Source organism: Limnohabitans sp. Rim8 (assembly GCF_945869175.1).
In the GTDB taxonomy this organism is placed as follows: Bacteria; Pseudomonadota; Gammaproteobacteria; order Burkholderiales; family Burkholderiaceae_C; genus Limnohabitans_A.
In genome coordinates, this window is record NZ_CAMBNZ010000014.1 from 18,961 (window position 1) to 42,581 (window position 23,621).

Genomic DNA, 23,621 nt, shown 5'->3' on the forward strand with positions numbered 1-23,621 from the left:
CCCATGTCTGACGATCCACGGTGCTGCGGCACCGGCACTTGCATCATCAACGCCGAAGGCCTTTGCTGGTGCGGGCAGCGCTGGGATGGTGAGAAGATGTGTTTTGCGCCCGAGGTTGCGCCAGTGCAAGCCCAAAATCAAAACGCGGAGTCTTCCAATCAGCCTTCGCGGCTTGGGCAAGACTGAGCACTGCCCAGGCATGACCCGCAGCCCCTTTACGTTTGAGGTCTTGCAAAATTTGCAGCTGGGCACAAGGCCGCCACCTTGACCTCTTCAGCCACTCCGGCGCCATCCCCGCCCGCCATGCACTGGCGCGACTCGTTCCGGGTTCGCAGTTTTCGTTTCCAGTGGCCTGCCGATCTGGCCACGTCCTGGGCTTTTGAAATGGAGTCCATCGTGCTGGGCTGGTTCATCCTGGTCGAGTCGGGCTCGGTGATGATGCTGGTGGTGTTTGGCGCCTTGCAGTACTTGGGTTCTTTGGTGTCGCCCATGTTTGGCGTGGTGGGCGACCGCTTGGGTTACCGCCGCATGTTGGTTCTGTCGCGTGCCCTGTATACGGCACTGGCCGCCACCTTCATGCTGCTGGCCTGGTTGCAATTCCTCACGCCCATGATCGTGCTGTTCATGGCTGCTTTGGGAGGCCTGGTACGCCCCTCGGACATGATGATGCGCAACGCCTTGATCGCGCAGACTTTACCGCCTCGGCATTTGCTGGGCACCTTGGGTATTTCGCGCATCACCTCGGATTCGGCCCGCATTGCGGGTGCTTTGGCGGGTGTAGGCGTGGTCGCTTGGCTGGGTATGACCTGGGCCTTTGCCCTGATCACCGCGCTTTACATGCTCAGCTTTGTGCTCTCGCGCGGGGTGTCGGACGATTCCGCTCCAGCTCATGACGCCGTGCGCGTGTCACCCGTGCGCGACTTGCAGTTGGCTTTTGGCTACGTGTGGACGCGACCGGTGCTGATGGCGGCCATGGCCTTGGCTTTCTTGGTCAACCTGCTGGCCTTTCCTTTCTCTTTGGGTTTGCTGCCTTATGTGGCCAAAAACATTTACCTGACCGACCAGACGGGTCTGGGATGGCTGGGCGCCAGCTTTGCCTTTGGGGGGTTGGTGGGCTCGGTGGTCCTGAGTTCGCACCGCTTTGCGTTTCGCGCGGCGCAAACCATGGTGTTGGCCGGGGCGGTGTGGTTTACGGTGGATGTGCTGTTCGCCTTCAGCACACATCTGGGCGTGGGCATGGCCTTGCTGTGGGTGGCGGGCCTGGCGCAAAGCCTCAGCATGACGCCCTTGGCCGCTGTGATGCTGCGCGCCACAGAACCAGCTTACCGGGGCCGGGTGATGGGCATGCGCATGCTGGCCATCTGGGGTTTGCCTTTGGGCCTGCTTCTTTCTGGGCCGCTGATTGACCGCTGGGGCTATGCCGCCACAGCCGGGATGTATTCGGCTCTGGGGCTGCTCTTGACCGGGGCCATGGCAGTGTACTGGCGAGCCCACATCTGGGATGCCAAAGCGCCGGCCAATGCCCCTTTGTAACTTGTGTAGGATGAGCCGCCGCTGTGACCAAAGCGACAGCGTTCAATCGACCTTGGCCGCACAGTGCTGGTGCATGGCCGGGTTGACAGCAGCCTGACCTGAAAGCTCAAATTGACCATGACAAACTTGACCTCTGCTGCGGCTCCTGCGCCCGAACAGCTCGCCGATCACCCCCGCATGGTGCGGGGCTTGTTGAACATCGCGCACGCGCTGGACCATTTGTTTTTGCTGATTTTTGCGGCGGCGGTCAGCACCATGGCCGCCGACATGGGCCTGGCCCAATGGCAAGACCTGATGCCGTATGGTGCGGGGGCGTTTTTCATGTTCGGTCTGGGCGCTTTGCCAGCAGGTCGCTTGGGCGATGTGTGGGGCCGCCGCAGCATGATGCTGATCTTCTTTTTTGGCATTGGCGCGGCGTCCATCCTCACGGCGTTCATGCAAACGCCCTGGCAGCTGGCCATCAGCCTGACCTTGATCGGCCTTTTTGCATCAATTTACCACCCGGTCGGGATTCCTATGTTGCTCGAGCGCTCGGCCAACCCGGGTGCGACGATTGGCTTCAATGGACTGGCTGGCAATCTGGGCGTGGCCGTGGCGGCCTTGCTCACCGGATTTTTGATTCAGTGGCAAGGATGGCGTGCGGCTTTTATCATCCCCGGCGTCGTGGCATTGCTTTGCGGCTGGTTCTTTGCACGCGCTTGCCCGCAAGAGGTGTCGTCACCCGCCAAGCGAAAGGGCGGCGCCAAAGTGAATTTACCTGCCCCCTTGCTGGCCCGTGCTTTGGTGGTCATGACTGCTGCGGCCATCACCAGCAGCGTCTTGTTCAACTTCACGACCAATGGCAATGGTCTCTTGCTGGCCGAACGCTTTCAGGGGGTGATGGAAGACCCTGTTGCTTTGGGCCTCTTGCTCGCGCTGGTCTATGCCGTGGCGTCGGTGGCCCAGGTGGTGGTGGGCCACCTCATCAACCGTTTCTCGCTCAAGCGTTTTTTCATGTTCATGGTGATGGCGCAAATTCCCATGCTGGTGTTGGCATCGCAAGCGCAGGGTTGGTGGCTGTTTGCAGCGCTCATTGGGGTGATGGTGTTCATTTTCGGAGCCATCCCTTTCACCGACTTCATGATTGCCCGCTATGTGGATGACCGCCTGCGCTCACGCGTGTCGGGCATGCGCTTGGGGGTGTCCTTTGCAGTCAGTTCCCTGTCGGTTTGGGCCTTGGGGCCGGTGGTCAAGGCCATGGGCTTTGGCAGCTCGCTCTTGCTGCTGGCGTGTTTTTCTGTGACCACCACCTTGATTTTGACCTTGCTGCCGGGTGCCGAGCACGAACAATCGCCCGCCAGTTGACAAGATGTGTTGTTGAGGACTTCAGTCCTGGCCTTCTGTCAAGGTGTCGAGTTGGAATTTGCCGCTCTTGTGCCACAGCCAGACGTCGGTGTAGGTCACTTGACTCAGGTGTTTGGGCACAGGGTAAGGCGCAGAGGCTTTGACCAAGCGTTCGATCTCGGCCATGACGTGTGGTGCATGTTTGGGCGCACGCATCCAGTTCACCGCTTTGACCGAGCCTTTTTGGTCAATGTCCACATTCAAAACCCCCACGGCTTCGAGCATGGGCGGCATGCGCCCTTTGTAGATGCGGTGTGCGTGGACGCCATACAAATGGCCCGCTGCATCCTTGCGGTATTCTTTGCTGCTGCGGGCCAGCGATGTGGGACCGCTGGGCGCTGCGATTTTTTCAGGCACTTTGGCAGCAGCCGGTTGGGGTGCCACAGGTGTGACGGTGACTGGCGCAGGCGCAAGGACAGGCGGGGGTTTCACGGGAGGGGGTTTCACGGGAGGGGGTGGGGTGCTGCAGCCACTGAGCCATGCCAAAGCCGCAGTGCCCAGGGTCAAGCCACTGCGGGTGATGGATCTGTGAACGGTTTGCAAACGTGGTTTCATGGTGAGCCCTTGTCCTTGGCATACTCTCAGTTGGCGTTGATTGTGGCACTGCCAATGCCGGATGAGCAAGCCACTGGCATGCCTCAATTTTGAATGGATACATGAGCGTGAATTGGATCGAGCAAGCCCTCAAGCGGCTGATCACCGACAAGGCGGTGTTGGTGACTGTGCGGTCCACGCAAGGCTCTGTGCCCCGTGGACCCGGAACCCAGATGGTGGTGTTTGCCCAAGGCGAGCAGGGCACGATCGGTGGCGGACATTTGGAACTCCAAGCGCTGGCGCATGCCCGGTTTGTGTTGGCGGGGCAAAGCGAGCGCCTGGACTTGCGCCAGGTTTTGGGGCCCAGTTTGGGCCAGTGTTGCGGTGGTGCCGTGGACCTTGTTTTTGAGCGGGTGAGCCCCGAAGATCTGCCGCGCATGCGAACGCTTTTGTTGCTGCCGCGCACCCCGCTGGCCCTGTTTGGCGGCGGCCATGTGGGCAAGGCCTTGATCCATACACTGGCCCCTTTGCCGTTTGCCGTGCGCTGGATTGACAGCCGAGACGAGATTTTTCCGGCCGATGTGCCCAGTGGTGTGGATTGTGAACACTCCAATCCGGTACAAGCGGCGGTGGCCGATCTGGCCCCCGGCAGCCGGGTCCTGATCATGAGCTTCAGCCACGCCGAAGATCTGGACATCGTGATTGCATGCATGAAGCGCCAAAGATCTCAGGGCGATTTGCCCTTTGTGGGCCTGATTGGCAGCCAAACAAAATGGGCCACCTTCCGACATCGCCTGGAAGACCGGGGCTTTTCGGCCAAGGAGATCGCCCACATCACCTGCCCCATTGGGGTGCCGGGCATTGCGGGCAAAGAGCCCGAAGTCATTGCCGTGGCTGTGGCGGCACAACTCTTGCAAATGCTTTGAGCAGGCGGACTGGATTCGCTGGTAAAAATTGTATACACTTCGGTGCACTGGTCGCAGCGGCGCAAGAACCCTCAGGTTCATGTTCGCGACCGAATACCCGCTCACAGGGCCCGCGGTGGTGAGCAGGTTGGAGATCCTTCATGGAATCGTATTTTCTGGAATGGGCCAATCTGTTGCTCCGATGGGTGCATGTCATCACCGCCATCGCCTGGATTGGTTCTTCGTTTTACTTTGTCTTTCTGGACAACAACCTGCAAAAACCCAACTCGCCCGACTTGCTTGAAAAAGGGGTGGGGGGTGCGATGTGGGCCGTGCACGGCGGCGGTTTTTACAACCCGCAAAAGTACATGGTGGCCCCCAAGGTCATCCACACCAAGCTGCACTGGTTTTATTGGGAAAGCTACTCCACCTGGTTGAGCGGCTTTGCCCTGTTCACGGTGCTGTACCTGTACAACGCCGGTACCTTTTTGATCGACAAATCGCTGATGGATTGGTCGCCTGTCATGGCCGGTTCGGCTGCGGTGGGGCTGCTGGTGGCTTTCTGGTTGGTCTACGACACGATCTGCCGCGTGTTCGGTTTCCGCAAAAACGGCGAGTTGATCGTCGCAGGCCTGATGATTGTCGTCGTGGCCTTTTGCGCTTGGCTGGCCAATGAACTGTTTGCCGGTCGCGCTGCCTTCATGCTGGTGGGTGCGATGATCGCCACCGCCATGAGTGCCAATGTGTTCTTCTGGATCATTCCCGGCCAGCGCAAAGTGGTGGCCGCCATGACCAGCGGCGAAACCTATGACGCCAACGCTTTGGCCATTCACGGCAAGCGGGGCAAACAGCGCAGCGTGCACAACACCTACTTCACGCTGCCCGTCATCTTTGCGATGCTGAGCAACCACTACAGCTTTTTGTACACACACGAGCACCGCTGGGTGCTGTTGTTTGTGATGATGTTGGCCGGTGCCCTCATCCGCCAGTTTTTTGTTCAGCGCCATGGCTATCACTTGGGCCGCGCGGCCAACCCTTGGCCCTTTGCGGCGGTGGGGGTGGTGATGATTTTGGGCGTGATCGTCGCCTTGAAGCCCGCAGCGCCTCAAGTCTCTGCTGGACCCGCAGCGCCCGTGAGTTTTGCCCAAGTGCAAAGTTTGGTGAGTCAGCACTGCATCAGCTGCCATGGTGCCCAGGTGCAAATGAAAAACGTGCGCTTGGACAGCCCTGAGTTGATCAAGCAACACGCTCAAAACATGTACCAGCAGGTGGTGGTGACCAAGCAAATGCCCATGGGCAATGCGAACGGTCTGACCGAGGATGACCGCGCCATGCTGGGTCGTTGGTTCCTGGCGGGTGCCAAACTGGACTGATCAAGTCTGCTGGTCAGGGGGTGTTTCAAACTGGTCTGCGTTTTTCCCCTTGAAGGGGGCGTAGAAAGCTTTGATTTCGACCATGTCTTTGTCGATATCACCGGTTGGGTAAAACAAAGGTCCCAAGCCGCTGATCTTGCGGGTGTAGTCCATGTAGCCCATCACGATGGGCACCTGGGCTTGCAAGGCGATGTAGTAAAAACCGGTTTTCCAATAACGTGTTTTGCTGCGTGTGCCCTCTGGTGGGATCACCAAATGCAGGGAACCTTGAGCGTGCTTCAAGGCTTGAGCGCAACTGTCCACCATATTGGACGCCTGTTCGCGGTTCACGGCGATGCCACCGAGCCAGCGCATGAGAGGGCCAAAAGGGGGCGAGAAAATGCTTTTCTTTCCCATCCAGTTCACATGCAGGCGCAAGTGAAATGCCACCATCAACAGATAAGGCAAATCCCAGTTGCTGGTGTGAGGGGCTGCGATCATCACGCATTTGTCGATGCCGACGGGCAAGCTGCCTTCGATCTTCCAGCCTGTGAGTTTGAGAAAAGTCTTGGAAAACGCCCGCAGGGCGGTGTTCACGATGGGCGTGTCAAAAAGCGTTCGGTGCATGAAAAGTCGATGTGAAAATAAAAATATTCGTTTTCAAGCCGATGCCTTAATTCATCGTCAAACGAAGCGCACAGGGATTATGGCGGTCAAATGATGACCCGCTTTCCCAGTGCGTCAATGCGGCTCAACTGAATGGCTGCGTCAGTTTGTTCCCAGTACCAACTGCAGCGCCAGTTGGTTGTGCCGCTCGATCAACGGCCCCATATCCACTGTCGTAATTTCGCCTTGACTCACCACCACGCGGCCATTGACGATGGTGTAGTCGGTGTTGTCGCTGGCGCACAGCAAGAGCGCACCCACGGGGTCGTGCACCGCGCCGCCTGCCATGCTCAGGGTGTCGGTTCGGAACATCGCGATGTCGGCGCAATAGCCTGCCTTGATTTGCCCGAGTTCGTTGGCGCGGCCCAGCACCTGTGCCCCACCGCGTGTGGCCAGGCGCAGCGCGTCGCGGGGCGTCATCTCGGCGGGGCCGCGGTCACAGCCGTACACCGTGCGCCCGTCTTCGACGCGCGGTAGCTCCATGGCCCTGCCCACTCGCGCCAGCAGCATGGCTTGGCGCGCTTCGTTCAGCAGGTGCGCCGCGTCGTTGCTGGCGCTGCCGTCCACGCCCAGACCAATCGGCACTCCGGCGTCGAGCATTTTGCGCAGGGGCAAGATGCCGCTGGCCAAGCGCATGTTGCTGCAGGGGCAGTGGGCAATGCCGGTGCGGGTGCGGGCAAACAAATACGTGCCCTCTTCGTCCAGCTTCACGCCGTGGGCGTGCCACACATCGTGGCCCACCCAGCCCAAGTCCTCGGCGTATTGCGCAGGGGTGCAGTTGAACTTTTCTTTCGTGTACGCAATGTCGTGGTCGTTTTCGGCCAAATGGGTGTGCAGGCGCACGCTGTGGGCGCGGGCTAATTTTGCAGATTCGCGCATCAAGTCCTGGCTCACGCTGAAGGGTGAGCAGGGGGCCACGGCCACATGCGTCATCGCGCCGAAGCTGGCGTCGTGCCAGGTCTCGATCAGGCGTTGCGTTTCTTTCAGGATGGCGGATTCTTTTTCGACCACGCTGTCGGGCGGCAACCCACCTTGACTTTGGCCCACGCTCATGCTGCCGCGTGTGGCGGTAAAGCGCATGCCTATGGTGTGCGCCGCTTCAATGCTGTCGTCCAGCCGCACGCCGTTGGGGTAAATGTAAAGGTGGTCACTGCTGGTGGTGCAGCCACTCAGCAGCAGCTCGGCCATGGCCACCTGGCCCGACACACGCACCATCTCGGGCGTGAGGCCTACCCAAATCGGGTACAGGCCTTGGAGCCAAGAAAACAGCTCGGCGTTTTGCACCCCCGGTATCGCCCGCGTGAGCGATTGGTACATGTGGTGGTGCGTGTTGATCAGGCCCGGCACCACCACATGGTGGCGCGCGTCGATCACCTCATCGACTTGCGTGAGCAGTGCGTCTGTGTTTTCGGTGGCGGGAATCAGGCGTTCGATGCGGCCGTCGCGGATCAAAAGCGAAGCGTTTTGCAGTTCAGTCTGGGCATCGTCCATCGTGGCGATGCAACGGGCGCGGTGGATGAGCAGCGTGGTCATGGACTTGTCCTGGGCAAGGTGTGAAACAAGTCGCGGCCGAATCCCCTGGCCCCGTAAGAGCGGGGGAGGGCGAGCACCACGTTGCCGCGCGTCCCGGGCTGTGCAGTGGGTCAGATTTTAAGCAGACGCCGCGCTTCGCTCACCACGGCTTCAGCCGTGATGTTGAAAAGCTTGTACAGCGCATCGGCTGAACCGCTGGCCCCAAAGCCGGTCATGCCCACAAAGCCGCCATCGAGTCCGAGATACGCGTCCCAGCCCTGGCGCACGGCGGCTTCGATGCCCACCCGAACACCGCCGCCCAAAACGCTTTGGCGGTAAGCCATATCTTGTGCATTGAAGAGTTCCCAGCAGGGCAGGGATACCACGGCGGTTGCAATGCCCGATGATTCCAGCTGTCCCCGTGCGGTGACGGCCAGCGCCACTTCTGAGCCCGTGGCCAGCAGCGTGACCCGACGCGGGCCGCAGGTGGCTTCTTGCAGCACATAGCCTCCACGGCGGGCCAAGTTGTCGGGCGTGTGCGTGACGCGTACCAGAGGCAATGACTGACGTGCAAAGACCAGACTAACGGGGCCGGTGCGGTGGGCCAGTGCGGTTTCCCAGCATTCGGCAGCTTCCACCGCATCAGCAGGGCGCATGACCAGCATGTTGGGCATGGCACGCAACGAGGCCAGAATTTCCACCGGCTGGTGAGTGGGTCCATTTTTCCCGATGCCAATTGAATCGTGGCTGAACACGAATTTGACGGGCAGGCCCATGAGCGCTGCCATGCGCATGGCGGGGCGCTGGTAATCGGAAAAAGCCAGATAAGTGACCGACAGCGGTAGCACGCCGCCATGCGCGGCCATGCCGTTGACCATGGCCCCCATCACATGCTCCCGTACGCCGCAATGCACATAGGCACCGGTTCGGTCGTCCGCGGTGAATGCCTTCAGGCCCCGCTTGTGGCTGGTGGGCGCTTCCAGATCGGCACAGCCCACCATGCGCTCAGGGATAAGGGGCGTCAGCAGGTCGTTGATTTCAGCCGAGAGGAAGATGCCGCTCGGCGCTGTGGGGGCCTGCAGGGCTTGCTGCTTGTAGTCCAGCAACACCTGTTGCCAACCAGCGGGCAATTCGCCACGCATCACGCGTTCAAACTCGTCGCGCTCGGCTGCAGGCAGAGCAGCCAGCCGCGCTTGCCAGACCGCGTATTCACTCAGGTGGCGCTGTCCCGCGGCGCGCCAAGCTTGCTGCACATCGCTGGGCATTTCAAATGGGCCATGGGCCCAGCCCAGCAGTTCGCGTGCAGCTTGGGCGTCTTCGACAAACAAGCGTGCGCTGTGACCTCCGCGCTGGCCCTGCAAGCGGGCAATGCCCTTGGCGATCACGGTGCGACAGGCCAGCAAGGATGGACGTGGGTCGGCGCGTGCGGCATCCAGCGCGGCAGATACCGCTTCGATGTCATGCCCGTCTATCTCGAGCACATGCCAGCCCGCCACACGAAAGCGCTGTGCCACGTCCTCGCTGATCGACAAGTCGGTACTGCCGTCGTCGGTGATCTGGTTGTCGTCCCAAAGCAGCACCAGCTTGCCCAAGTGCAGGTGCCCTGCCAGCGAGATCATTTCTTGGCCCACGCCCTCTTGCAGGCAACCGTCGCCCACAAAGGCATAAGTGAAATGGTTGACCAGACCGTTGCCAAAGCGGGCGTTCAGATACGCTTCGGCCACTGCCATGCCCAAAGCATTGGCAATGCCCTGGCCCAGTGGACCCGTGGTGACTTCGATGCCGATGGCGGGGTTGCGTTCCGGGTGGCCTTCGCAATGTGAGCCCAGTTCTCGAAAGCGCTGAATTTCTTCGATCGGAAAGCCCGGGTAGCCCGTCAAGTGCAGCAGCGCATACAACAACATCGAGCCATGTCCATTCGACAGCACCACACGGTCGCGGTCAAACCAGTCGGGCTTTGATGGGTTGAATTTGAGGTGGCGTGTGTACAGCGCAGTGGCAATATCCGCCATGCCCAAGGGCACGCCCTGGTGGCCCTCTTGGGCTTTGACGATGGCGTCGATGGACAGAAAACGGATGGCGTGGGCCAGAGCTTGTTGGGGGTGAGTGCTCATGCTGCGGGCGCCGGCCGCCTTGGGCCCGGTCGCCTGTCTCCTGTGTTCTTAAACGGTAGCCGAGATTTTTGCCACCTGGATGCATGAAGGCAAGCGATGAATATTCAGGGTTGCATGAAAGTGGTTCAAGTAAAGATGTGGACAGTTGTCGGCCACGAGCAGGTGGGTAAGCACCATCTTTCTATGCGCGTTGGTCGCATCAACCGGGTATTGGGATGGCAAGACATTCAATTTGCTGCTTCCTCCCGCAACCATTCCACAAAACTTTTAACTTCAGGGCGTGAGGCGTGTCTAGCCGGGTAGACCATGAAGTGCGCTCGCACTTGCATGCACATGTTTTCTGCAAAAACGGGTTGCAATTTGCCGCTGGCGATCAACGATTGACCGATGCTGGTACTCTCAAGGGCCACACCGAGATTTTGGACAGCAGCATCCAAGCTCATCATGGCCCGGTCAAAGCGCAGACCCATGCGCTCTGGGCGCTGATCACCACCGAACTTTAAAAACCATTCGGGCCACTGAACCACGCTGACGCTGGACTGGATCAGTGGCACACGCAAAAGATCTTGCGGCTCATGCAGGGCTAGGGTGCGGATGAATTCTGGGCTGGCCAAAGGCAGGATGTGTTCGGTGAAGACTGGCTCAACCTCCAGGTTGGGCCAGTTGGGCAGGCCGTAGCGTATGTCGATGTCCATCTGCCCGAGCTGAAAATCAGAATGCACATGCGAGGCCGACAGCATGAGCGAGATGTTGGGGTGCCGCTCGCCAAAGCGGGCGATGCGCGGCATCAGCCACAGGCTGGCAAAACTGGGGCTGCTGTGCACATACAGCGTGTCTTGGACGCCATGACGCAGGTCTTCGGTCGCGGTGTTGATCGCACCCAATGCGCTGGCCACACGTTGCAGGTATTGCTGACCGGCAGGGGTCAGTTCCACGCCACGGGCCGAGCGCTCAAACAAGCGTACACCGAGCAAGCTTTCCAGCTTGGCCACCTGGTGGCTCACCGCCGATGGCGTCAGATGCAATTCTTCGGCCGCCAGTGCAAAACTCTTGCGGCGGGCGATGGTTTCAAAGGCCTGCAAGGCACTGAGTGGAGGAATCATGGTTCGAGGATTCAATTAAACAGTTACGTTGCAAGAAGCATCCAATCGGATTGGAAAGGAGTTTAAGTGGTTTGTCATGGCTGAGAGGTTGTATGGCCAGAGGGGATAATGTTTTAACTTTCAAGCCCAGAGCAAACAGCTGGCACAACCCACAGGCTTTTCATACTGTCCAGTTGATAAAGTGACACCCTCCTCTTATTGTTCAATCCTTTTACTTTGATATGACACTTCCTCTGCGGGCGATTGCTGTATTTGATGTGGTTGCGCGTTGCTGCAGTTTGACCAAGGCCGCGGCAGAACTGTATGTCACCCCTTCTGCTGTCAGCCAGCAGATCCATTCACTCGAGCAGCATCTCGGCACGACCTTGCTCAAAAAGGCTGGGCGTGGCGTGGCCTTGACAGAGGCGGGTGAACGTTATTTCGAGATGATTGCGGAGGATGTGCAGCGCATCACCGAGGCGACTCAACGTATTCGGGGCTTTCGTTCCCGTTCTGCTTTGACTGTGCGCACGACACCAACGCTTGGCAGCAAATGGTTGTTGCCGCGTTTGCAAAAATTTCTGGATGCTAACCCTGATGTCGAGTTGCGTCTGAACGCCACCACTGAGCCGACCGACTTCAGCCGAGAGGCTGTAGATGTGGAGATTCGCCATGGGGAAGGCCAGTGGCCGGGCGTTTATGTGGAGGGCCTTGCTGAGGAAAACTTTCTGCCGGTTTGCGCGCCAAGCTATGCTCCGGCAAACAGCATGGATGCGGGCGAACTGGAGCAGCACCGTTTGATTTACTCGGTGAAAGCGCAGTTGCAATGGACGCAATGGTTTGCGTCAGCGGGTGTCACGCCCTCTGCCGAATGGACCCGCTTGCTTTTTGACCGCAGTCACATGGCCATCGACGCTGCAGCCGATGGGCTGGGGGTCGCATTGGACAGCAATTTGATGATGTGGCGAGAACTCCGCGAGGGCACACTGGTTTGCCCCGTGCGCAATTCGCCGCAGTTCAAGCTCACCACGCAATGGGTGGTCTGCCCTTTTGACCATTTGCGTAAGGCCAAAGTCCAACTGTTTTTGGAATGGTTGCGGCAAGAACGCTCGGAATGGCAAAACGAGCAGCGCTTGTTCACATTTTCTCCAGACGGCGTGAACGAAAGCGCTGACAAGCGCTGACATAGGGACAGGCTCCAGGCCGACTCAGCCTGATTGTTGACAGCCATCCGCTGCATCTGCCTGTGCATTGACTGGCGCAGAGCGTCCACTGGCTTGACGAGCAAGCCTTGCTTTTTGGTCTTTTCAGATCGCGCTGTCTTCCCCCCCTTGCCTTGCCGACACCAATGGCTGCAGATCGATGCCCGTACCGGGTATGGCGTTGCACCGACTATCTTTAAGTTTTTCTAAACATAAAAATAATTTAAGTCAATGGACAAGATAAAGGCTTGAAATTAATATTAATTAAATTTCGATTTCCTTGGGAATACTTAAATTATTTAAGTGCAACTCAAGAAAATAATCTTTAAAAATATTAATTGATTATTGAGATAATTTTCAGTTAATTATTAAATTTTATTTTTGGAAATCGATAGTTTTTGATTTAAGTAATTATTCATCATTCAAGGAAATGTCATTTTATGAACCTGGCCTCATTGCTCCAAAAGCGCGCTGCAGAAGCAGGACCTGTCCGTGTGGGCATCATCGGTGCCGGTAAATTTGGCTCCATGATGCTTGCGCAAGCTCGGCACATTGCCGGTTATCACGTTGTGGGGGTGGCAGATTTGAATGTCGCCAAAGCCCGGGAATCGCTCCAACGTGTCGGTTGGGAAGAGGATCAATACAGTGCCAAAACTCTGGGCGAGGCATACAAAACAGGTAAAACATGCATTGTGGATAACGCTGCCGCTTTAACAGAGTTCGAGGGCATCGAATGCGTGATTGAGGCCACTGGCCACCCTATCTTTGGTGTACGGCACGCATTGCTGGCCATTGACCATGGCAAGCATGTGGTCATGGTCAACGTTGAAGCCGATGTGATGTGTGGCCCCTTGTTGGCGGCGCGGGCTAAGGCGAAAGGGGTGGTGTATTCGATGGCCTATGGGGACCAACCCGCATTCATGTGTGAATTGATTGACTGGGTCAGGTCTTGTGGTTTTGAGCTGACCGCCGCCGGCAAAGGCATGAACTTTGAGCCACGGTACCGTTATTCAACGCCCGATACGGTATGGGGGTACTTTGGATGGACTGAGGCAGAAGTCAAAGCGGGTGATTTCAACGCACAAATGTACAACTCGTTCACTGACGGGACGAAGGCGGCGATTGAAATGGCAGCCGTGGCCAATGGCACTGGATTGGATTGCCCTGATGCTGGCCTGGCCTTTTTACCCGCAGGTTTACAGGACTTGGCGAATGTCTTTAAACCCGCAGCAGACGGCGGACGTTTGGCGCGCAGCGGCTTGATCGACATCGCAGCCAGTCAAGAGCCGGACGGACGCGAGGTGCTCAACAATATTCGTTACGGCATGTTTGTGACGTTCAAGGCCCCTGACGAATACACACGTGCTTGCTTCAAGCAGTACGGATTGTTGACTGACAAATCGGGTTGGTATGCCTCCATGTGGCGGCCTTTCCACTTGATTGGTCTGGAAACCAGTGTGAGTGTGTTGTCGGCTGTTTTGAGGGGGGAGGCCACTGGTTGCTCCAAAGAGTTCCGTGCTGATGCGGTGGCCACTGCGAAAACCGATTTGAAGGCCGGAGAAATGCTGGATGGTGAGGGTGGTTTTGCGGTCTGGGCCAATGCCATCCCCGCATCCAAGAGCCTGGCCTTGGATGCCTTACCCATCGGTTTGGCTCACAAGGTAAAACTGATCAAGCCCGTCGCAAAAGACACTCCCGTGAGTTTCTCGGATGTCGAATTGGTGGACAACCTGGATGTGGTCGAATTCCGCAAGGAATACACACGCACGCTGTTCAACCCGACGCTTTGAACGGGGTGCCTGGTTCATGACAAAGGATGCCCATGTTTCTCACGCACCCGATGCGTTTGTGGTGATCGCTGAGTTTGTCGTCAAAGAGGGCTTGCTGGATGCTTTTTTGTCCCATGCGATGGACGACGCCCAGCATTCTCTGTCCGACGAAGTCGACTGTCTGCAGTTTGATGTGCTGCGCACGTCTGACAGTGGCAATGGCGTTTTGTTTTACGAGGTTTACAGGTCGAAAACAGCTTTCGAGACACACCTCGAGACCCCTCATGTGCAATGGTTTAGAAGCATTTTGGCCAAACATGTGGCGGCCGAGCGACCTGTGCGGATGTTGACGCGGTCTTGAGTTTGTTCATTGCTGGGGAGCCCCTTGTCATTTTCTGCAACATGGAGATCGTTGAAAAAGCAGGGCCTATTTCGAGAAGTATTGCTGCAGTGCCGCATGAAAAAAACTAAAGTAGAGATGAGTTTATGTCGCTTGTCTTCATGTTTGAAGCTCTGGAGAATCCCGCCATTCATCATCACCTGCTCGTTAATTGAAGGAGACAAACATGCTGTTAAAAAATAAGGTCGCAGTCATCACTGGAGGCGCGGGTTTAAATGGACTGGGCTTTGCCACGGCGACCATGATGGCTGAGCAAGGCGCCAAGGTGGTGATTTTGGATTTGGAGGTGGCTGACCCCAAGGCAGCCGCAGAGCGGCTGGGATCCGGCCACCTAGGCCTGGTTGCAAACGTCACCGACAAGGCTTCTTGTGAAGCGGCTGTGGCCCAGATCAAAGCCCAATATGGTCGCATTGATATTTTGGTCAACAACGCCGGCATCACCCAACCGGTCAAGTTTCTGGACATCACCGGTCAGGACTATGACCGTGTTCTGGATGTGAGCTTACGCGGCACTTTGTATGCTTCACAAGCCGTGTTGCCAGCGATGATTGCGCAAAACAGCGGCTCTATCGTTTGCATCTCCTCAGTATCCGCACAACGCGGTGGCGGGATCCTCGGCGGCCCGCATTATTCGGCCGCCAAAGCCGGTGTGCTGGGTTTGGCACGCGCTATGGCGCGCGAATACGGCGGCAACAACATTCGGGTGAACTGCGTGACCCCTGGTTTGATTGCCACCGACATCAACAAAGGCAAGATTCCTGAAGACAAGCGCCAAGGCATTTTGGATGGCATCCCATTGGCCCGAATTGGCGAGCCGAACGACGTGGCCGGTTGCGTGGTTTTTTTAGCAAGCGACTTGTCCAAGTATTGCACCGGCGTGACGTTGGATGTTAACGGCGGAATGCTGATTCACTGATTTCGATTTCACCCACCACCACGGCAGCGCCGTGGTTCATTTCAACCAAGGAGACATCATGAAAAATTCAAATACCTTCCGTCGCAGCCTGTTGGTGGCGTCTTTGCTTTTGGCTACCTCGGCAGTCCAGGCTCAGGCGGTCAAACTCACGCTGGGACATGGCACCGCGATCGATAACCCTCGACATGTGGCCTCATTGAAGTTTGCTGAGGTGGCCAAGGCCAAAAGCAATGGCCGCATCGAAGTGACTGTGGCCCCGGCCGCCCAGTTGGGTGACGACGCCGCCATGGTGACGGCCTTGCGCACTGGTGCGCTCGACATGTCGGCCAACTCACAGGGTGCATTGGCCAATGCCGTGCCCGAGTACGCGGCATTCGGTATGCCCTTCCTGTTTTCTAGCCAAGCTCAGGCCTGGAAGGTGATGGATGGACCCACAGGAAAAGAGTTGGCCCAAAAATCGGCCGAAAAAGGCCTGATTGTTTTGGGTTACTGGGACAACGGTATCCGCCACATGAGCAACAACAAGCGCCCACTGCTCAAGCCCGAGGATTTGAAGGGTCTGAAAATGCGCACGCCACCGGATTCTGTGACTGTGGACATCATGCAAAGCGTGGGTGCCGAGGCACAACAGATCAAGTTTTCTGAGCTCTACGTGGCACTGCAGCAAGGGGTCGTCGACGGGCAGGAAAACCCGCTGGTCAACGTGCAAGCAGGCAAGTTGTACGAAGTGCAAAAGTACATCTCACTGACCGGGCACAAGTACGAGATGACGCCCTTCTTGATTGGCAAGCGTGCTTGGGACAAGTTGTCTGATGGCGATAAAAAGATCGTTCAGGAAGCCGCCAATGAGTCGACTGCGCTGCAACGTAAATTGGCACAAGAAGCCGATGACAAGATGTTTGTCGAACTCAAAGCCAAAGGCGTGCAAATCGACAAAGTGGACCAAGCCCCATTTGAAAAGGCCACTGCGCCTGTGTTGGCCAAGTGGGAAGCCAGCCCTATCGGCCCGTTTGTGAAGAAAGTCGTGGCCGCTGCGCGCGCCAAATAAGCAGCATAAAAATAGTCGGCATTGTAAAAATGCGCTGACCACAAGTGCAGGATAAACGGCTGACTTCAACGCGCTATTGCCCTGTTCACGACCCGCATCGTTGCTGGCCAGCGAGGCGGGTCATTTTGGAGATTCATTCATGACCGCAGTCATAGTCGAGCGCAACGCGCTTGAACGGGCGATCGTGGTCATCTGCAGCTTCGTGCTGTGGGTGACGATGGTTTCGATTTTCTTGATCTTGGCCGCCAACACCCTGCTTCGGTATGCATTTGGCACCAGTTTGCAATGGGCCAACGAGGTTCCCGAGTTGTTGTTCCCATGGTTGGTCATGTCCGGTGTCGTACTGGCCGCCGAAAAAGGCTCGCACATCGCGACGGTGTTCCTGGTGGAGTCGGTCAGGCCTGCGGTAAAACGTGTGATTGCTATCGTGTCCTGGAGCGCAGTCGCGGTGTTGTACGCGGTGCTGGTTCGCGCAACTTGGAACATGCTTGAAATCGTGCACGACGAGAAAACGCCCATTTTGCTCATCCCGACATCGGTGACTTACGGTTGTCTAATGGTAGGCATGGGGATGCTGGTGCTGCTGGCACTCCAATCCGCCTCCAGGGCTTGGCGTGGTGTGCGCGTGGTGCGGGACAGTTCAGAGCCAGGTGCGCAAGCCGCGCAAGGATAAGCACCATGACTTTATTGATTTTGATCGTATTTTTGGGTGCGGCAACATTGGCCATGCCCATTGCACACGCCATTTTGTTGGCGGCACTGGCCGCTGCGGTCAGCAGCGACCGGGTTCCGTTTGACCTGCTGGTCCAGCAAATGGTGGCACAGGTGCAAAGCTTTCCATTGATCGCCATTCCGTTTTTCATGCTCACGGGTTCGCTCATGATGGGGGGCAAACTCGGCCAGGCCATCGTGGGCACTTTGACGGTTTTGGTCGGTCGTTGGCACGGTGGGCCTGCTCAGGTCAGCGTGTTGTCGTCAACTTTGTTTGGTGGTGTGTCGGGTTCAGCGGTGGCCGATGCATCGGCCATTGGTTCCTTGGTCATGCCCTGGCACCGCAGGCTGGGTTATCCCATGCCTTTTTCGGCGGCCTCGCTGGCGTCTGCGGCCACCATCGACATCATCATCCCACCCTCGATTCCCATGATTTTGTACGCCATGAGTGCGAACGCGTCGATCGGGGCCTTGTTTTATGCGGGTATCTTGCCTGGTCTTATTTTATGCGGCGGCTTCATGGCGGCTTGCTGGTATGTGGGCAAGCGCGATAACTTACCGCGCGAGACTGGGCCGACTGACCGTGCAGAGTTTCGGCGCAACTTGGTGTATTCGATTCCAGCCATTGCATTGCCGATATTGATCATCGTATTTTTGCGTTTCGGCATCGCCACGCCAACCGAGGTGGCCGTGTTGTCCACTCTCTTTGCCGGCTTGGTGTCGCTGGTGATTTATCGCGACTTAACGATTCGGCGTCTGCACCACGCCATCCTCGAGGCCGGTTTGGCAACGGGTGTGGTGCTGATGGTGATCATGGCCTCAGCGGCCATTGGCTGGTTGCTGACCTTTGACCAGATGCCGCAACTCATCGTGCAGTGGGTGCAGCAAAACGTGAACGAAAAGTGGGTCGTCATCGCGCTGATGAACGCCATGATGCTGTTCCTGGGTATGTTCATTGACCTGCCCGCTGCCGTGCTGCTGCTGACCCCCGTATTCCTGCCCTTAGCGCAAGCGATTGGCATGGACACGGTGCAACTGGGCATCATGATGGTGGTCAACTTGGCCATTGGACTTTACACCCCACCTGTGGGCACCACCTTGTTCATCGCCAGTTCGCTGGCCAGGGTCAAAGTGGGCGAAACCGTGCGTGCCATGGTGCCGTTTTATGTGGTGGCCTTCGGTGTCTTGATGCTGGTTTCATATGTTCCCGCAGTCATTTTGAAATGACCGCATTGACCCTCCGGAGATCTCATGTCAGTGACCAATGACCGTTTGTCAGAAGTGGCGCGCTGCGCTTACCGTATTCGCCGATACGCCTTGCGCATGGGCGAGGTTCAAGGTCAGGGTTATATCGGTCAGGCTTTGGGTTATGCCGATGTATTGGCTGTGGCCTATGGCCACGCGCTGAAATTTCGCCCCGGAGAATCGGGATGGGACGGCCGGGACCGCTTCTTGTTGTCACATGGCCATTACGCCATCGCGTTTTACGCCGCTCTGATCGAAGCCCGAATCATTGGCGAAGAGGAGCTCGAAACCTATGGCAGCGACGACAGCCGCTTGCCCATGTCGGGCATGGCCAGCTACACGCCGGGCATGGAAATGTCGGGGGGCTCTCTGGGGCAGGGCTTGCCCATTGCCGTGGGCATGGCGCTGGCCCTGCGTCACAAAAAAAATCCGGCTTTTGTCTACAACTCCATGTCGGACGGTGAGTTGGACGAGGGCTCGACTTGGGAAGGCGCCATGGCTGCCGCTCACCATGGGCTGGGCAACTTGATTTGCATCGTCGATATCAACAACCAACAAGCCGATGGGGCGTCTTCCAAAGTGTTGGGCTTTGAGCCGCTGGCCGACAAGTGGGCCTCCTTTGGCTGGCACGTGCAGCGCGTGGATGGCAACCATTTGCCCGCTGTGTTGCGCGCGTTCGACACTGCTCGCCAGTTGACTGACGCCAAACCCCGTGTGATCCTGTGCGATACGCTGATGGGCAAGGGTGTGCCCTTCCTTGAAACCCGCGAGAAGAACCACTTCATCCGCGTCGATCCACCCGAGTGGCAAGAAGCCCTGCGTGTGCTGGACGAATCCCAAAACTAAAGGCATCCATCATGAACGCCGTCATAGAAAAGAAACTCCGCCTGACCACCTCGGCCATGATCGCTTCGATTGCGTCCGATGGTCAACGTGTGCAGGCCGCTCCTTTTGGCAAGGCCTTGGTCGAATTCGCTGCAAACCGCCCCGACATCGTGGGCATGACCGCCGACTTGGGCAAGTACACTGATCTGCACCTGTTTGAGCAGGCTTTCCCTGAACGCTTTTTTCAGATGGGCATGGCCGAGCAATTGCTCATGGCTGCAGCCGGTGGCATGGCCAAGGAGGGCCTGATTCCGTTTGCCACCACCTATGCGGTGTTTGGCACGCGCCGCGCTTATGACTTCATTCACCAGGTGATCGCCGAAGAAAACCTGAATGTCAAGATCTGCTGCGCCTTGCCCGGTCTGACCACCGGTTATGGCCCCAGCCATCAGGCCACGGAAGACTTGGCCATGATGCGCGCTATTCCCGGTCTGACCATCGTTGACCCTTGCGACGCACTGGACATTGAACAGGCTGTGCCGCAAATCGCCGAACACCAAGGCCCGGTTTACATGCGCCTGTTGCGCGGTAATGTGCCCTTGGTGCTGGACGAATACGACTACAAGTTTGAATTGGGCAAAGCCAAGATGCTGCGCGAGGGCGCGGATGTGCTGGTGATCTCCAGTGGTTTCATGACCATGCGCACCTTAGAGGTGGCCAAGCAACTTGAAGCAGACAGGGTGAGTGTGGCCGTGCTGCACTGTCCGACCATCAAACCGCTGGACGAATCCACCCTCTTGGCCGAGGTGCGTAAGCCGGGTCGTCTGGTGGTGGTGGCCGAGAACCATTCCATCGTGGGCGGTCTGGGCGAGGCGGTGGCGAGCCTACTCATGCGCGAAGGGGTGATGCCCACCAAGTTCCGCATGTTGGCGCTGCCCGATGCTTTCTTGGATGCAGGCGCTTTGCCCACCTTGCATGACCGCTACGGCATTTCGGCTGAAAAGATGAACAGCCGCATCAAGGCTTGGCTGGCCTGAAGACCTCCGCCACAAAGTCCACAAAAGCCCGCACCCGTGCGGCTGATTTGTGCTGGGCCGGATAGACCGCATAAATGTCCGCATCAGGTGTGTGGTGCTGCGGCAGCAGATGCACCAGCTGGCCTTGCCGCAGCGGGTTGCGAATGTCCCACTCGGCGCGCATCAAGATGCCGTGCCCGTCCAGCGCCCATTGCACGGCGATGCTGCCGTCGTTGGTGGTCAGGTTGCCACGGGTTTTGATGGTTTCAGTTTTGCCATGGCGTCCGCGAATGAGCTTGATCACCCCATAAGCCTCGCCGCCTTGGCGGATGCTGATGAAGTTGTGCCGGGCCAGATCGGCCGTGGTTTTGGGTTCGCCGTGGCGCGCGATGTAGGCGGGCGATGCGCAAAGCAGGCGCTGGTTGCTTGCGATCTTGCGGGCAATCACCCGGGCGTCGGGTGGCGGGCCAAAGCGTATGCACACATCGAAGGCATCGTCACTCAGCGAGGGCGGGTCGACCGAGAGTTGCAATTGCACATCGACCTGCGGGTACTGCTGCGCAAAGCGGCTGATCAGCGGGCCGATGTGACTGCGCCCAAAACCCAAGGTCGCATTCACCCGCAGCAGGCCGCTGGGCGTGGAGCGGCTGGTGCCGAGTTGCTGCTCCAGGTCGGCCATTTCGGCCAGGATGCTTCGCGCGTGGCGCAGCACGGTTTCGCCTTCCACCGTCAGGCTCATGCGCCGTGTGGTGCGGTTGACCAAGGGCAAGCCCAGCCGAGTCTCCATTTGCGACAGGCGTTTGCTGACGGCAGCCGTGGTGATGCGCAGCTCGCGGGCTGCCCCGCTCAAGCTGCCGGCCATGGCCAAAGCTGCAAAAAAGCCCAAATCGGCGGCTTGCAAGCGAGGTTCCATTGTTGATCTCAAGTTAACAGTGAATTGAATTTTAGGGTGTTTATTGAGATGGCTGCACCGCAGAATGTAGCCATCCATTTTTAACCAAAAGCACCAAGCCCATGAAAACCTACCGCATCGCCACCATTCCCGGAGACGGCATCGGCAAAGAAGTCATTCCCGCTGGCCAGCAAGTCATGGAGGTGCTGGCCAAAGCTTGTGGCAACTTTGCTTTTGAATTTGAAAACTTTGGCTGGGGCGGAGACTATTACCGTGAGCACGGCCTGATGATGCCGGCCGATGGCCTGGACGCGCTGCGCAACAAGGACGCGATTCTTTTCGGCTCAGCGGGTGACCCCCACAGCCCGGACCACATCACGCTGTGGGGCCTGCGCCTGAAGATTTGTCAAGGCTTTGACCAGTATGCCAATGTGCGCCCTACGCGCATCCTGCCCGGCATCGACGCGCCCCTCAAGCGCTGCACACCCAAAGACCTGGACTGGGTCATCGTGCGTGAGAACTCCGAAGGCGAATATTCCGGCGTGGGTGGCCGTGTGCACCAAGGCCACCCGATCGAGGCGGCCACCGATGTGTCCATCATGACCCGCGCAGGCGTGGAGCGCATCTTGCGTTACGCCTTCAAACTGGCGCAGTCGCGCCCACGCAAGCTGCTCACGGTGGTGACCAAGAGCAATGCCCAGCGCCACGCGATGGTGATGTGGGACGAGATCGCGTTACAGATCTCCAAAGAATTCCCTGATGTGAAGTGGGACAAAGAACTGGTCGATGCGGCCACTGCCCGCATGGTCAACCGTCCAGCAAGCCTGGACACCCTCGTTGCCACCAACTTGCATGCCGACATCTTGAGCGATTTGGCCGCGGCATTGGCGGGCAGTTTGGGCATTGCACCCACCGGCAACATTGATCCCGAGCGCCGCTACCCCAGCATGTTTGAACCCATTCATGGTTCAGCCTTTGACATCATGGGCAAGGGCCTGGCCAACCCAGTGGGCACCTTCTGGTCGGTGGTCATGCTGCTGGAGCATCTGGGCGAGCACGCCGCTGCACAGCGTTTGATGCAGGCGGTAGAGGCTGTGACGGCCAACCCGGCACTGCACACCGGTGACTTGGGCGGGAAAGCCCTAACAGTCGATGTCACCCAGGCGGTATGCAAGGCCTTGGCTTGAGGCGATGATGCAGTCTGTCCATGTCCTGGCGAATGAATTTTTGATCCCCTAATCTTTGAAAGGTTTGAACATGCGTTTCCCATTTCTGCCGGTTTCCCTCGCTTGTGCTTGGCTCTTGTCAGCGAATGCCTTTGCACAAGACTACCCCGCAGCCAACAAAACCATCACCTTCGTGTTGCCTTATGCAGCAGGCGGCCCGACCGACAAAGCGGCGCGAGACTTGGCCCAGTCCATGAGCAAGGCCATGGGCGGACACAGCATCGTGATCGACAACTCGGCAGGAGCCTCTGGCTCCATCGGTGCCAACAAAGTGGCCAAGGCCAGTGCCGATGGCTACACCCTGTTGTTCACGCACATCGCCCAGGCCACCTTGCCCAGTTTTTTCCGCAATTTGCCTTACAACGTCGAGAAAGACTTTGAGTACATCGGCCTGGTCAGCGAGAACCCGATGAACTTGATCTCTCGCCCCAATCTGCCAGCCAACAACATGACTGAGTTGGTCACCTGGATCAACGCCAACAAGGGCAAGATCAACATCGCCAACGCCGGCCCGGGCTCGGCCTCGCACCTGTGCGGCATGTTGTTCCAGTCCACCCTCAAGGTGGACATGACCTCGGTGCCCTACAAAGGCACGGCACCCGCCATGACCGACCTGATTGGTGGCCAGGTGGATTTGATGTGCGACCAGACCACCACCACGATCCCGCAGATTGAAGGCAAGAAGGTCAAGTCGTTTGCCGTGACAACCCCCACCCGATTGACGGCAGCGGCCCTCAAAGACATGCCCACCATGCAAGAGGTCGGACTCAAAGACTTCTCGGTCACCATCTGGCAAGGCCTGTACGCCCCCAAAGGCACGCCTGCCCCGGTCTTGAAGAAACTCAATGATGCCCTCAAGGTGGCGGTCAAAGACCCCGATTTCATCCGCAAACAAGAAGGCGGTGGCGCCACCGTGATCACCGATGCACGCAATGACCCGGCTGGTCACAAAAATTTTGTGCTGTCTGAAGTGGCCAAATGGGCGCCTGTCATCAAGGCCGGCGGCGTTTACGCTGATTGACCCCAGCTTGCAAACGAAAAAGGGTGCATCGGCTTCGGGGCTGGTGCACCCTTTTGGTTTTTTCGGGTGTTGGTCTGCAGTGCCTTTATCCTTGAAGCCTTTTCAGACCAAGACCTTTAGCCCATGACAGATCCACAAACCTTGTTGCGCCACCTGTACAACGTGGCGGTGAAGCGAGCATTGCCCCTGCACAACACGGTGGCCCATTTGCCCCCACCGCCGAAAGGCCGCACCTTGGTGCTGGGTGCGGGCAAAGCCGGGGGGGCGAT

At 57.9% G+C, this 23,621-nt stretch carries 22 protein-coding genes and 1 pseudogene; 17 read left to right on the plus strand and 6 right to left on the minus strand.

Annotated features, from left to right (window positions below):
• Positions 1 to 3: 3 nt before the first annotated feature.
• The 3 genes from Q0O19_RS03790 to Q0O19_RS03800 all read left to right on the plus strand — a co-directional run bounded on the left by Q0O19_RS03790 (position 4) and on the right by Q0O19_RS03800 (position 2,877).
• Positions 4 to 186, plus strand: a complete 183-nt coding sequence (locus tag Q0O19_RS03790; protein ID WP_295520201.1) for a hypothetical protein — start codon at positions 4 to 6, stop codon at positions 184 to 186.
• A 78-nt stretch (positions 187 to 264) separates the two neighbouring features.
• Positions 265 to 1,533 (plus strand): MFS transporter, encoded by a 1,269-nt coding sequence (locus Q0O19_RS03795; RefSeq protein WP_295520203.1) that lies wholly within the window; start codon positions 265 to 267, stop codon positions 1,531 to 1,533.
• Between the two features lie 117 nt (positions 1,534 to 1,650).
• Positions 1,651 to 2,877 carry an MFS transporter gene (locus Q0O19_RS03800; protein WP_295520205.1) on the plus strand — a complete coding sequence of 409 codons (1,227 nt, stop codon included), beginning with the start codon at positions 1,651 to 1,653 and terminating at the stop codon, positions 2,875 to 2,877.
• Positions 2,878 to 2,898: 21 nt separating this feature from the next.
• Here Q0O19_RS03800 and Q0O19_RS03805 read toward each other — a convergent pair whose 3' ends face one another.
• The gene (locus Q0O19_RS03805) at positions 2,899 to 3,471 is read right to left on the minus strand and encodes a hypothetical protein (protein WP_295520207.1); all 573 of its coding nucleotides are present in this window, start codon (positions 3,469 to 3,471) and stop codon (positions 2,899 to 2,901) included.
• A 101-nt stretch (positions 3,472 to 3,572) separates the two neighbouring features.
• Between Q0O19_RS03805 and xdhC the strand changes: the two genes are divergently transcribed.
• Both xdhC and Q0O19_RS03815 read left to right on the plus strand, forming a co-directional pair.
• Complete coding sequence (xdhC, locus tag Q0O19_RS03810) at positions 3,573 to 4,376, plus strand: xanthine dehydrogenase accessory protein XdhC (RefSeq protein WP_295520209.1); 804 nt, start codon at positions 3,573 to 3,575, stop codon at positions 4,374 to 4,376.
• Between the two features lie 140 nt (positions 4,377 to 4,516).
• Complete coding sequence (locus tag Q0O19_RS03815; protein WP_295520211.1) at positions 4,517 to 5,728, plus strand: urate hydroxylase PuuD; 1,212 nt, start codon at positions 4,517 to 4,519, stop codon at positions 5,726 to 5,728.
• Here the strand turns inward: Q0O19_RS03815 and Q0O19_RS03820 are convergent, their stop codons facing one another.
• From Q0O19_RS03820 to Q0O19_RS03835, 4 genes are all read right to left on the minus strand, one after another.
• Complete coding sequence (locus tag Q0O19_RS03820; protein WP_295520213.1) at positions 5,729 to 6,334, minus strand: lysophospholipid acyltransferase family protein; 606 nt, start codon at positions 6,332 to 6,334, stop codon at positions 5,729 to 5,731.
• 141 nt (positions 6,335 to 6,475) lie between these two features.
• Positions 6,476 to 7,906, minus strand: a complete 1,431-nt coding sequence (locus Q0O19_RS03825) for an 8-oxoguanine deaminase (RefSeq protein WP_295520215.1) — start codon at positions 7,904 to 7,906, stop codon at positions 6,476 to 6,478.
• Positions 7,907 to 8,016: 110 nt separating this feature from the next.
• Positions 8,017 to 9,999, minus strand: a complete 1,983-nt coding sequence (tkt, locus tag Q0O19_RS03830; protein ID WP_295520217.1) for a transketolase — start codon at positions 9,997 to 9,999, stop codon at positions 8,017 to 8,019.
• 227 nt (positions 10,000 to 10,226) lie between these two features.
• A complete protein-coding gene (locus tag Q0O19_RS03835; RefSeq protein ID WP_295520219.1) occupies positions 10,227 to 11,102 on the minus strand; it encodes a LysR substrate-binding domain-containing protein in 876 nt (291 codons plus the stop codon).
• Between the two features lie 221 nt (positions 11,103 to 11,323).
• On the opposite strand from Q0O19_RS03835, the gene Q0O19_RS03840 reads away from it, so the two are divergent.
• The 9 genes from Q0O19_RS03840 (at position 11,324) to Q0O19_RS03880 (ending at position 20,234) form a co-directional block, all read left to right on the plus strand.
• Entirely contained in the window at positions 11,324 to 12,265 is a 942-nt protein-coding gene (locus tag Q0O19_RS03840; RefSeq protein WP_295520221.1) for a LysR substrate-binding domain-containing protein, read from the plus strand.
• Between the two features lie 458 nt (positions 12,266 to 12,723).
• Entirely contained in the window at positions 12,724 to 14,073 is a 1,350-nt protein-coding gene (locus tag Q0O19_RS03845; protein WP_295520222.1) for a Gfo/Idh/MocA family oxidoreductase, read from the plus strand.
• Between the two features lie 16 nt (positions 14,074 to 14,089).
• Positions 14,090 to 14,413, plus strand: coding sequence for a putative quinol monooxygenase (locus Q0O19_RS03850; protein WP_295520224.1), 324 nt, complete (start codon positions 14,090 to 14,092; stop codon positions 14,411 to 14,413).
• 205 nt (positions 14,414 to 14,618) lie between these two features.
• A complete protein-coding gene (locus tag Q0O19_RS03855; RefSeq protein ID WP_295520225.1) occupies positions 14,619 to 15,368 on the plus strand; it encodes an SDR family NAD(P)-dependent oxidoreductase in 750 nt (249 codons plus the stop codon).
• 58 nt (positions 15,369 to 15,426) lie between these two features.
• A complete protein-coding gene (locus Q0O19_RS03860) occupies positions 15,427 to 16,416 on the plus strand; it encodes a TRAP transporter substrate-binding protein (protein ID WP_295520226.1) in 990 nt (329 codons plus the stop codon).
• A 139-nt stretch (positions 16,417 to 16,555) separates the two neighbouring features.
• Positions 16,556 to 17,089, plus strand: coding sequence for a TRAP transporter small permease (locus Q0O19_RS03865; protein ID WP_295520228.1), 534 nt, complete (start codon positions 16,556 to 16,558; stop codon positions 17,087 to 17,089).
• A 5-nt stretch (positions 17,090 to 17,094) separates the two neighbouring features.
• On the plus strand, positions 17,095 to 18,354 hold the full coding sequence (locus Q0O19_RS03870; RefSeq protein WP_295520230.1) for a TRAP transporter large permease: 1,260 nt from the start codon (positions 17,095 to 17,097) through the stop codon (positions 18,352 to 18,354).
• A gap of 24 nt (positions 18,355 to 18,378) precedes the next feature.
• Entirely contained in the window at positions 18,379 to 19,218 is an 840-nt protein-coding gene (locus tag Q0O19_RS03875) for a transketolase (protein WP_295520231.1), read from the plus strand.
• An 11-nt stretch (positions 19,219 to 19,229) separates the two neighbouring features.
• Positions 19,230 to 20,234 (plus strand): transketolase family protein, encoded by a 1,005-nt coding sequence (locus Q0O19_RS03880; protein WP_295520233.1) that lies wholly within the window; start codon positions 19,230 to 19,232, stop codon positions 20,232 to 20,234.
• Here Q0O19_RS03880 and Q0O19_RS03885 read toward each other — a convergent pair.
• Positions 20,215 to 21,126 carry a LysR substrate-binding domain-containing protein gene (locus Q0O19_RS03885; protein ID WP_295520235.1) on the minus strand — a complete coding sequence of 304 codons (912 nt, stop codon included), beginning with the start codon at positions 21,124 to 21,126 and terminating at the stop codon, positions 20,215 to 20,217. The two genes, Q0O19_RS03880 and Q0O19_RS03885, sit on opposite strands and share 20 nt — an antisense overlap.
• Before the next feature lie 101 nt (positions 21,127 to 21,227).
• Here Q0O19_RS03885 and Q0O19_RS03890 point away from each other — a divergent pair, with 101 nt between their 5' ends.
• From Q0O19_RS03890 to Q0O19_RS03900, 3 genes and pseudogenes are all read left to right on the plus strand, one after another.
• A complete protein-coding gene (locus tag Q0O19_RS03890; protein WP_295520237.1) occupies positions 21,228 to 22,292 on the plus strand; it encodes a tartrate dehydrogenase in 1,065 nt (354 codons plus the stop codon).
• Positions 22,293 to 22,362: 70 nt separating this feature from the next.
• Entirely contained in the window at positions 22,363 to 23,352 is a 990-nt protein-coding gene (locus tag Q0O19_RS03895; protein WP_295520238.1) for a tripartite tricarboxylate transporter substrate-binding protein, read from the plus strand.
• Positions 23,353 to 23,475: 123 nt separating this feature from the next.
• A pseudogene (locus tag Q0O19_RS03900) lies at positions 23,476 to 23,621 on the plus strand (glycerate kinase); the annotation flags it as partial.

Bases quoted from the DNA above. Each gene is read 5' to 3' on its own strand.
- Q0O19_RS03790 (WP_295520201.1), top strand. From the start codon at position 4: ATGTCTGACGATCCACGGTGCTGCGGCACCGGCACTTGCATCATCAAC.
- Q0O19_RS03800 (WP_295520205.1), top strand. From the start codon at position 1,651: ATGACAAACTTGACCTCTGCTGCGGCTCCTGCGCCCGAACAGCTCGCC.
- Q0O19_RS03805 (WP_295520207.1), bottom strand. From the start codon at position 3,471: ATGAAACCACGTTTGCAAACCGTTCACAGATCCATCACCCGCAGTGGC.
- xdhC (WP_295520209.1), top strand. From the start codon at position 3,573: ATGAGCGTGAATTGGATCGAGCAAGCCCTCAAGCGGCTGATCACCGAC.
- Q0O19_RS03815 (WP_295520211.1), top strand. From the start codon at position 4,517: ATGGAATCGTATTTTCTGGAATGGGCCAATCTGTTGCTCCGATGGGTG.
- Q0O19_RS03820 (WP_295520213.1), bottom strand. From the start codon at position 6,334: ATGCACCGAACGCTTTTTGACACGCCCATCGTGAACACCGCCCTGCGG.
- Q0O19_RS03825 (WP_295520215.1), bottom strand. From the start codon at position 7,906: ATGACCACGCTGCTCATCCACCGCGCCCGTTGCATCGCCACGATGGAC.
- tkt (WP_295520217.1), bottom strand. From the start codon at position 9,999: ATGAGCACTCACCCCCAACAAGCTCTGGCCCACGCCATCCGTTTTCTG.
- Q0O19_RS03835 (WP_295520219.1), bottom strand. From the start codon at position 11,102: ATGATTCCTCCACTCAGTGCCTTGCAGGCCTTTGAAACCATCGCCCGC.
- Q0O19_RS03840 (WP_295520221.1), top strand. From the start codon at position 11,324: ATGACACTTCCTCTGCGGGCGATTGCTGTATTTGATGTGGTTGCGCGT.
- Q0O19_RS03845 (WP_295520222.1), top strand. From the start codon at position 12,724: ATGAACCTGGCCTCATTGCTCCAAAAGCGCGCTGCAGAAGCAGGACCT.
- Q0O19_RS03850 (WP_295520224.1), top strand. From the start codon at position 14,090: ATGACAAAGGATGCCCATGTTTCTCACGCACCCGATGCGTTTGTGGTG.
- Q0O19_RS03855 (WP_295520225.1), top strand. From the start codon at position 14,619: ATGCTGTTAAAAAATAAGGTCGCAGTCATCACTGGAGGCGCGGGTTTA.
- Q0O19_RS03860 (WP_295520226.1), top strand. From the start codon at position 15,427: ATGAAAAATTCAAATACCTTCCGTCGCAGCCTGTTGGTGGCGTCTTTG.
- Q0O19_RS03865 (WP_295520228.1), top strand. From the start codon at position 16,556: ATGACCGCAGTCATAGTCGAGCGCAACGCGCTTGAACGGGCGATCGTG.
- Q0O19_RS03870 (WP_295520230.1), top strand. From the start codon at position 17,095: ATGACTTTATTGATTTTGATCGTATTTTTGGGTGCGGCAACATTGGCC.
- Q0O19_RS03875 (WP_295520231.1), top strand. From the start codon at position 18,379: ATGTCAGTGACCAATGACCGTTTGTCAGAAGTGGCGCGCTGCGCTTAC.
- Q0O19_RS03880 (WP_295520233.1), top strand. From the start codon at position 19,230: ATGAACGCCGTCATAGAAAAGAAACTCCGCCTGACCACCTCGGCCATG.
- Q0O19_RS03885 (WP_295520235.1), bottom strand. From the start codon at position 21,126: ATGGAACCTCGCTTGCAAGCCGCCGATTTGGGCTTTTTTGCAGCTTTG.
- Q0O19_RS03890 (WP_295520237.1), top strand. From the start codon at position 21,228: ATGAAAACCTACCGCATCGCCACCATTCCCGGAGACGGCATCGGCAAA.
- Q0O19_RS03895 (WP_295520238.1), top strand. From the start codon at position 22,363: ATGCGTTTCCCATTTCTGCCGGTTTCCCTCGCTTGTGCTTGGCTCTTG.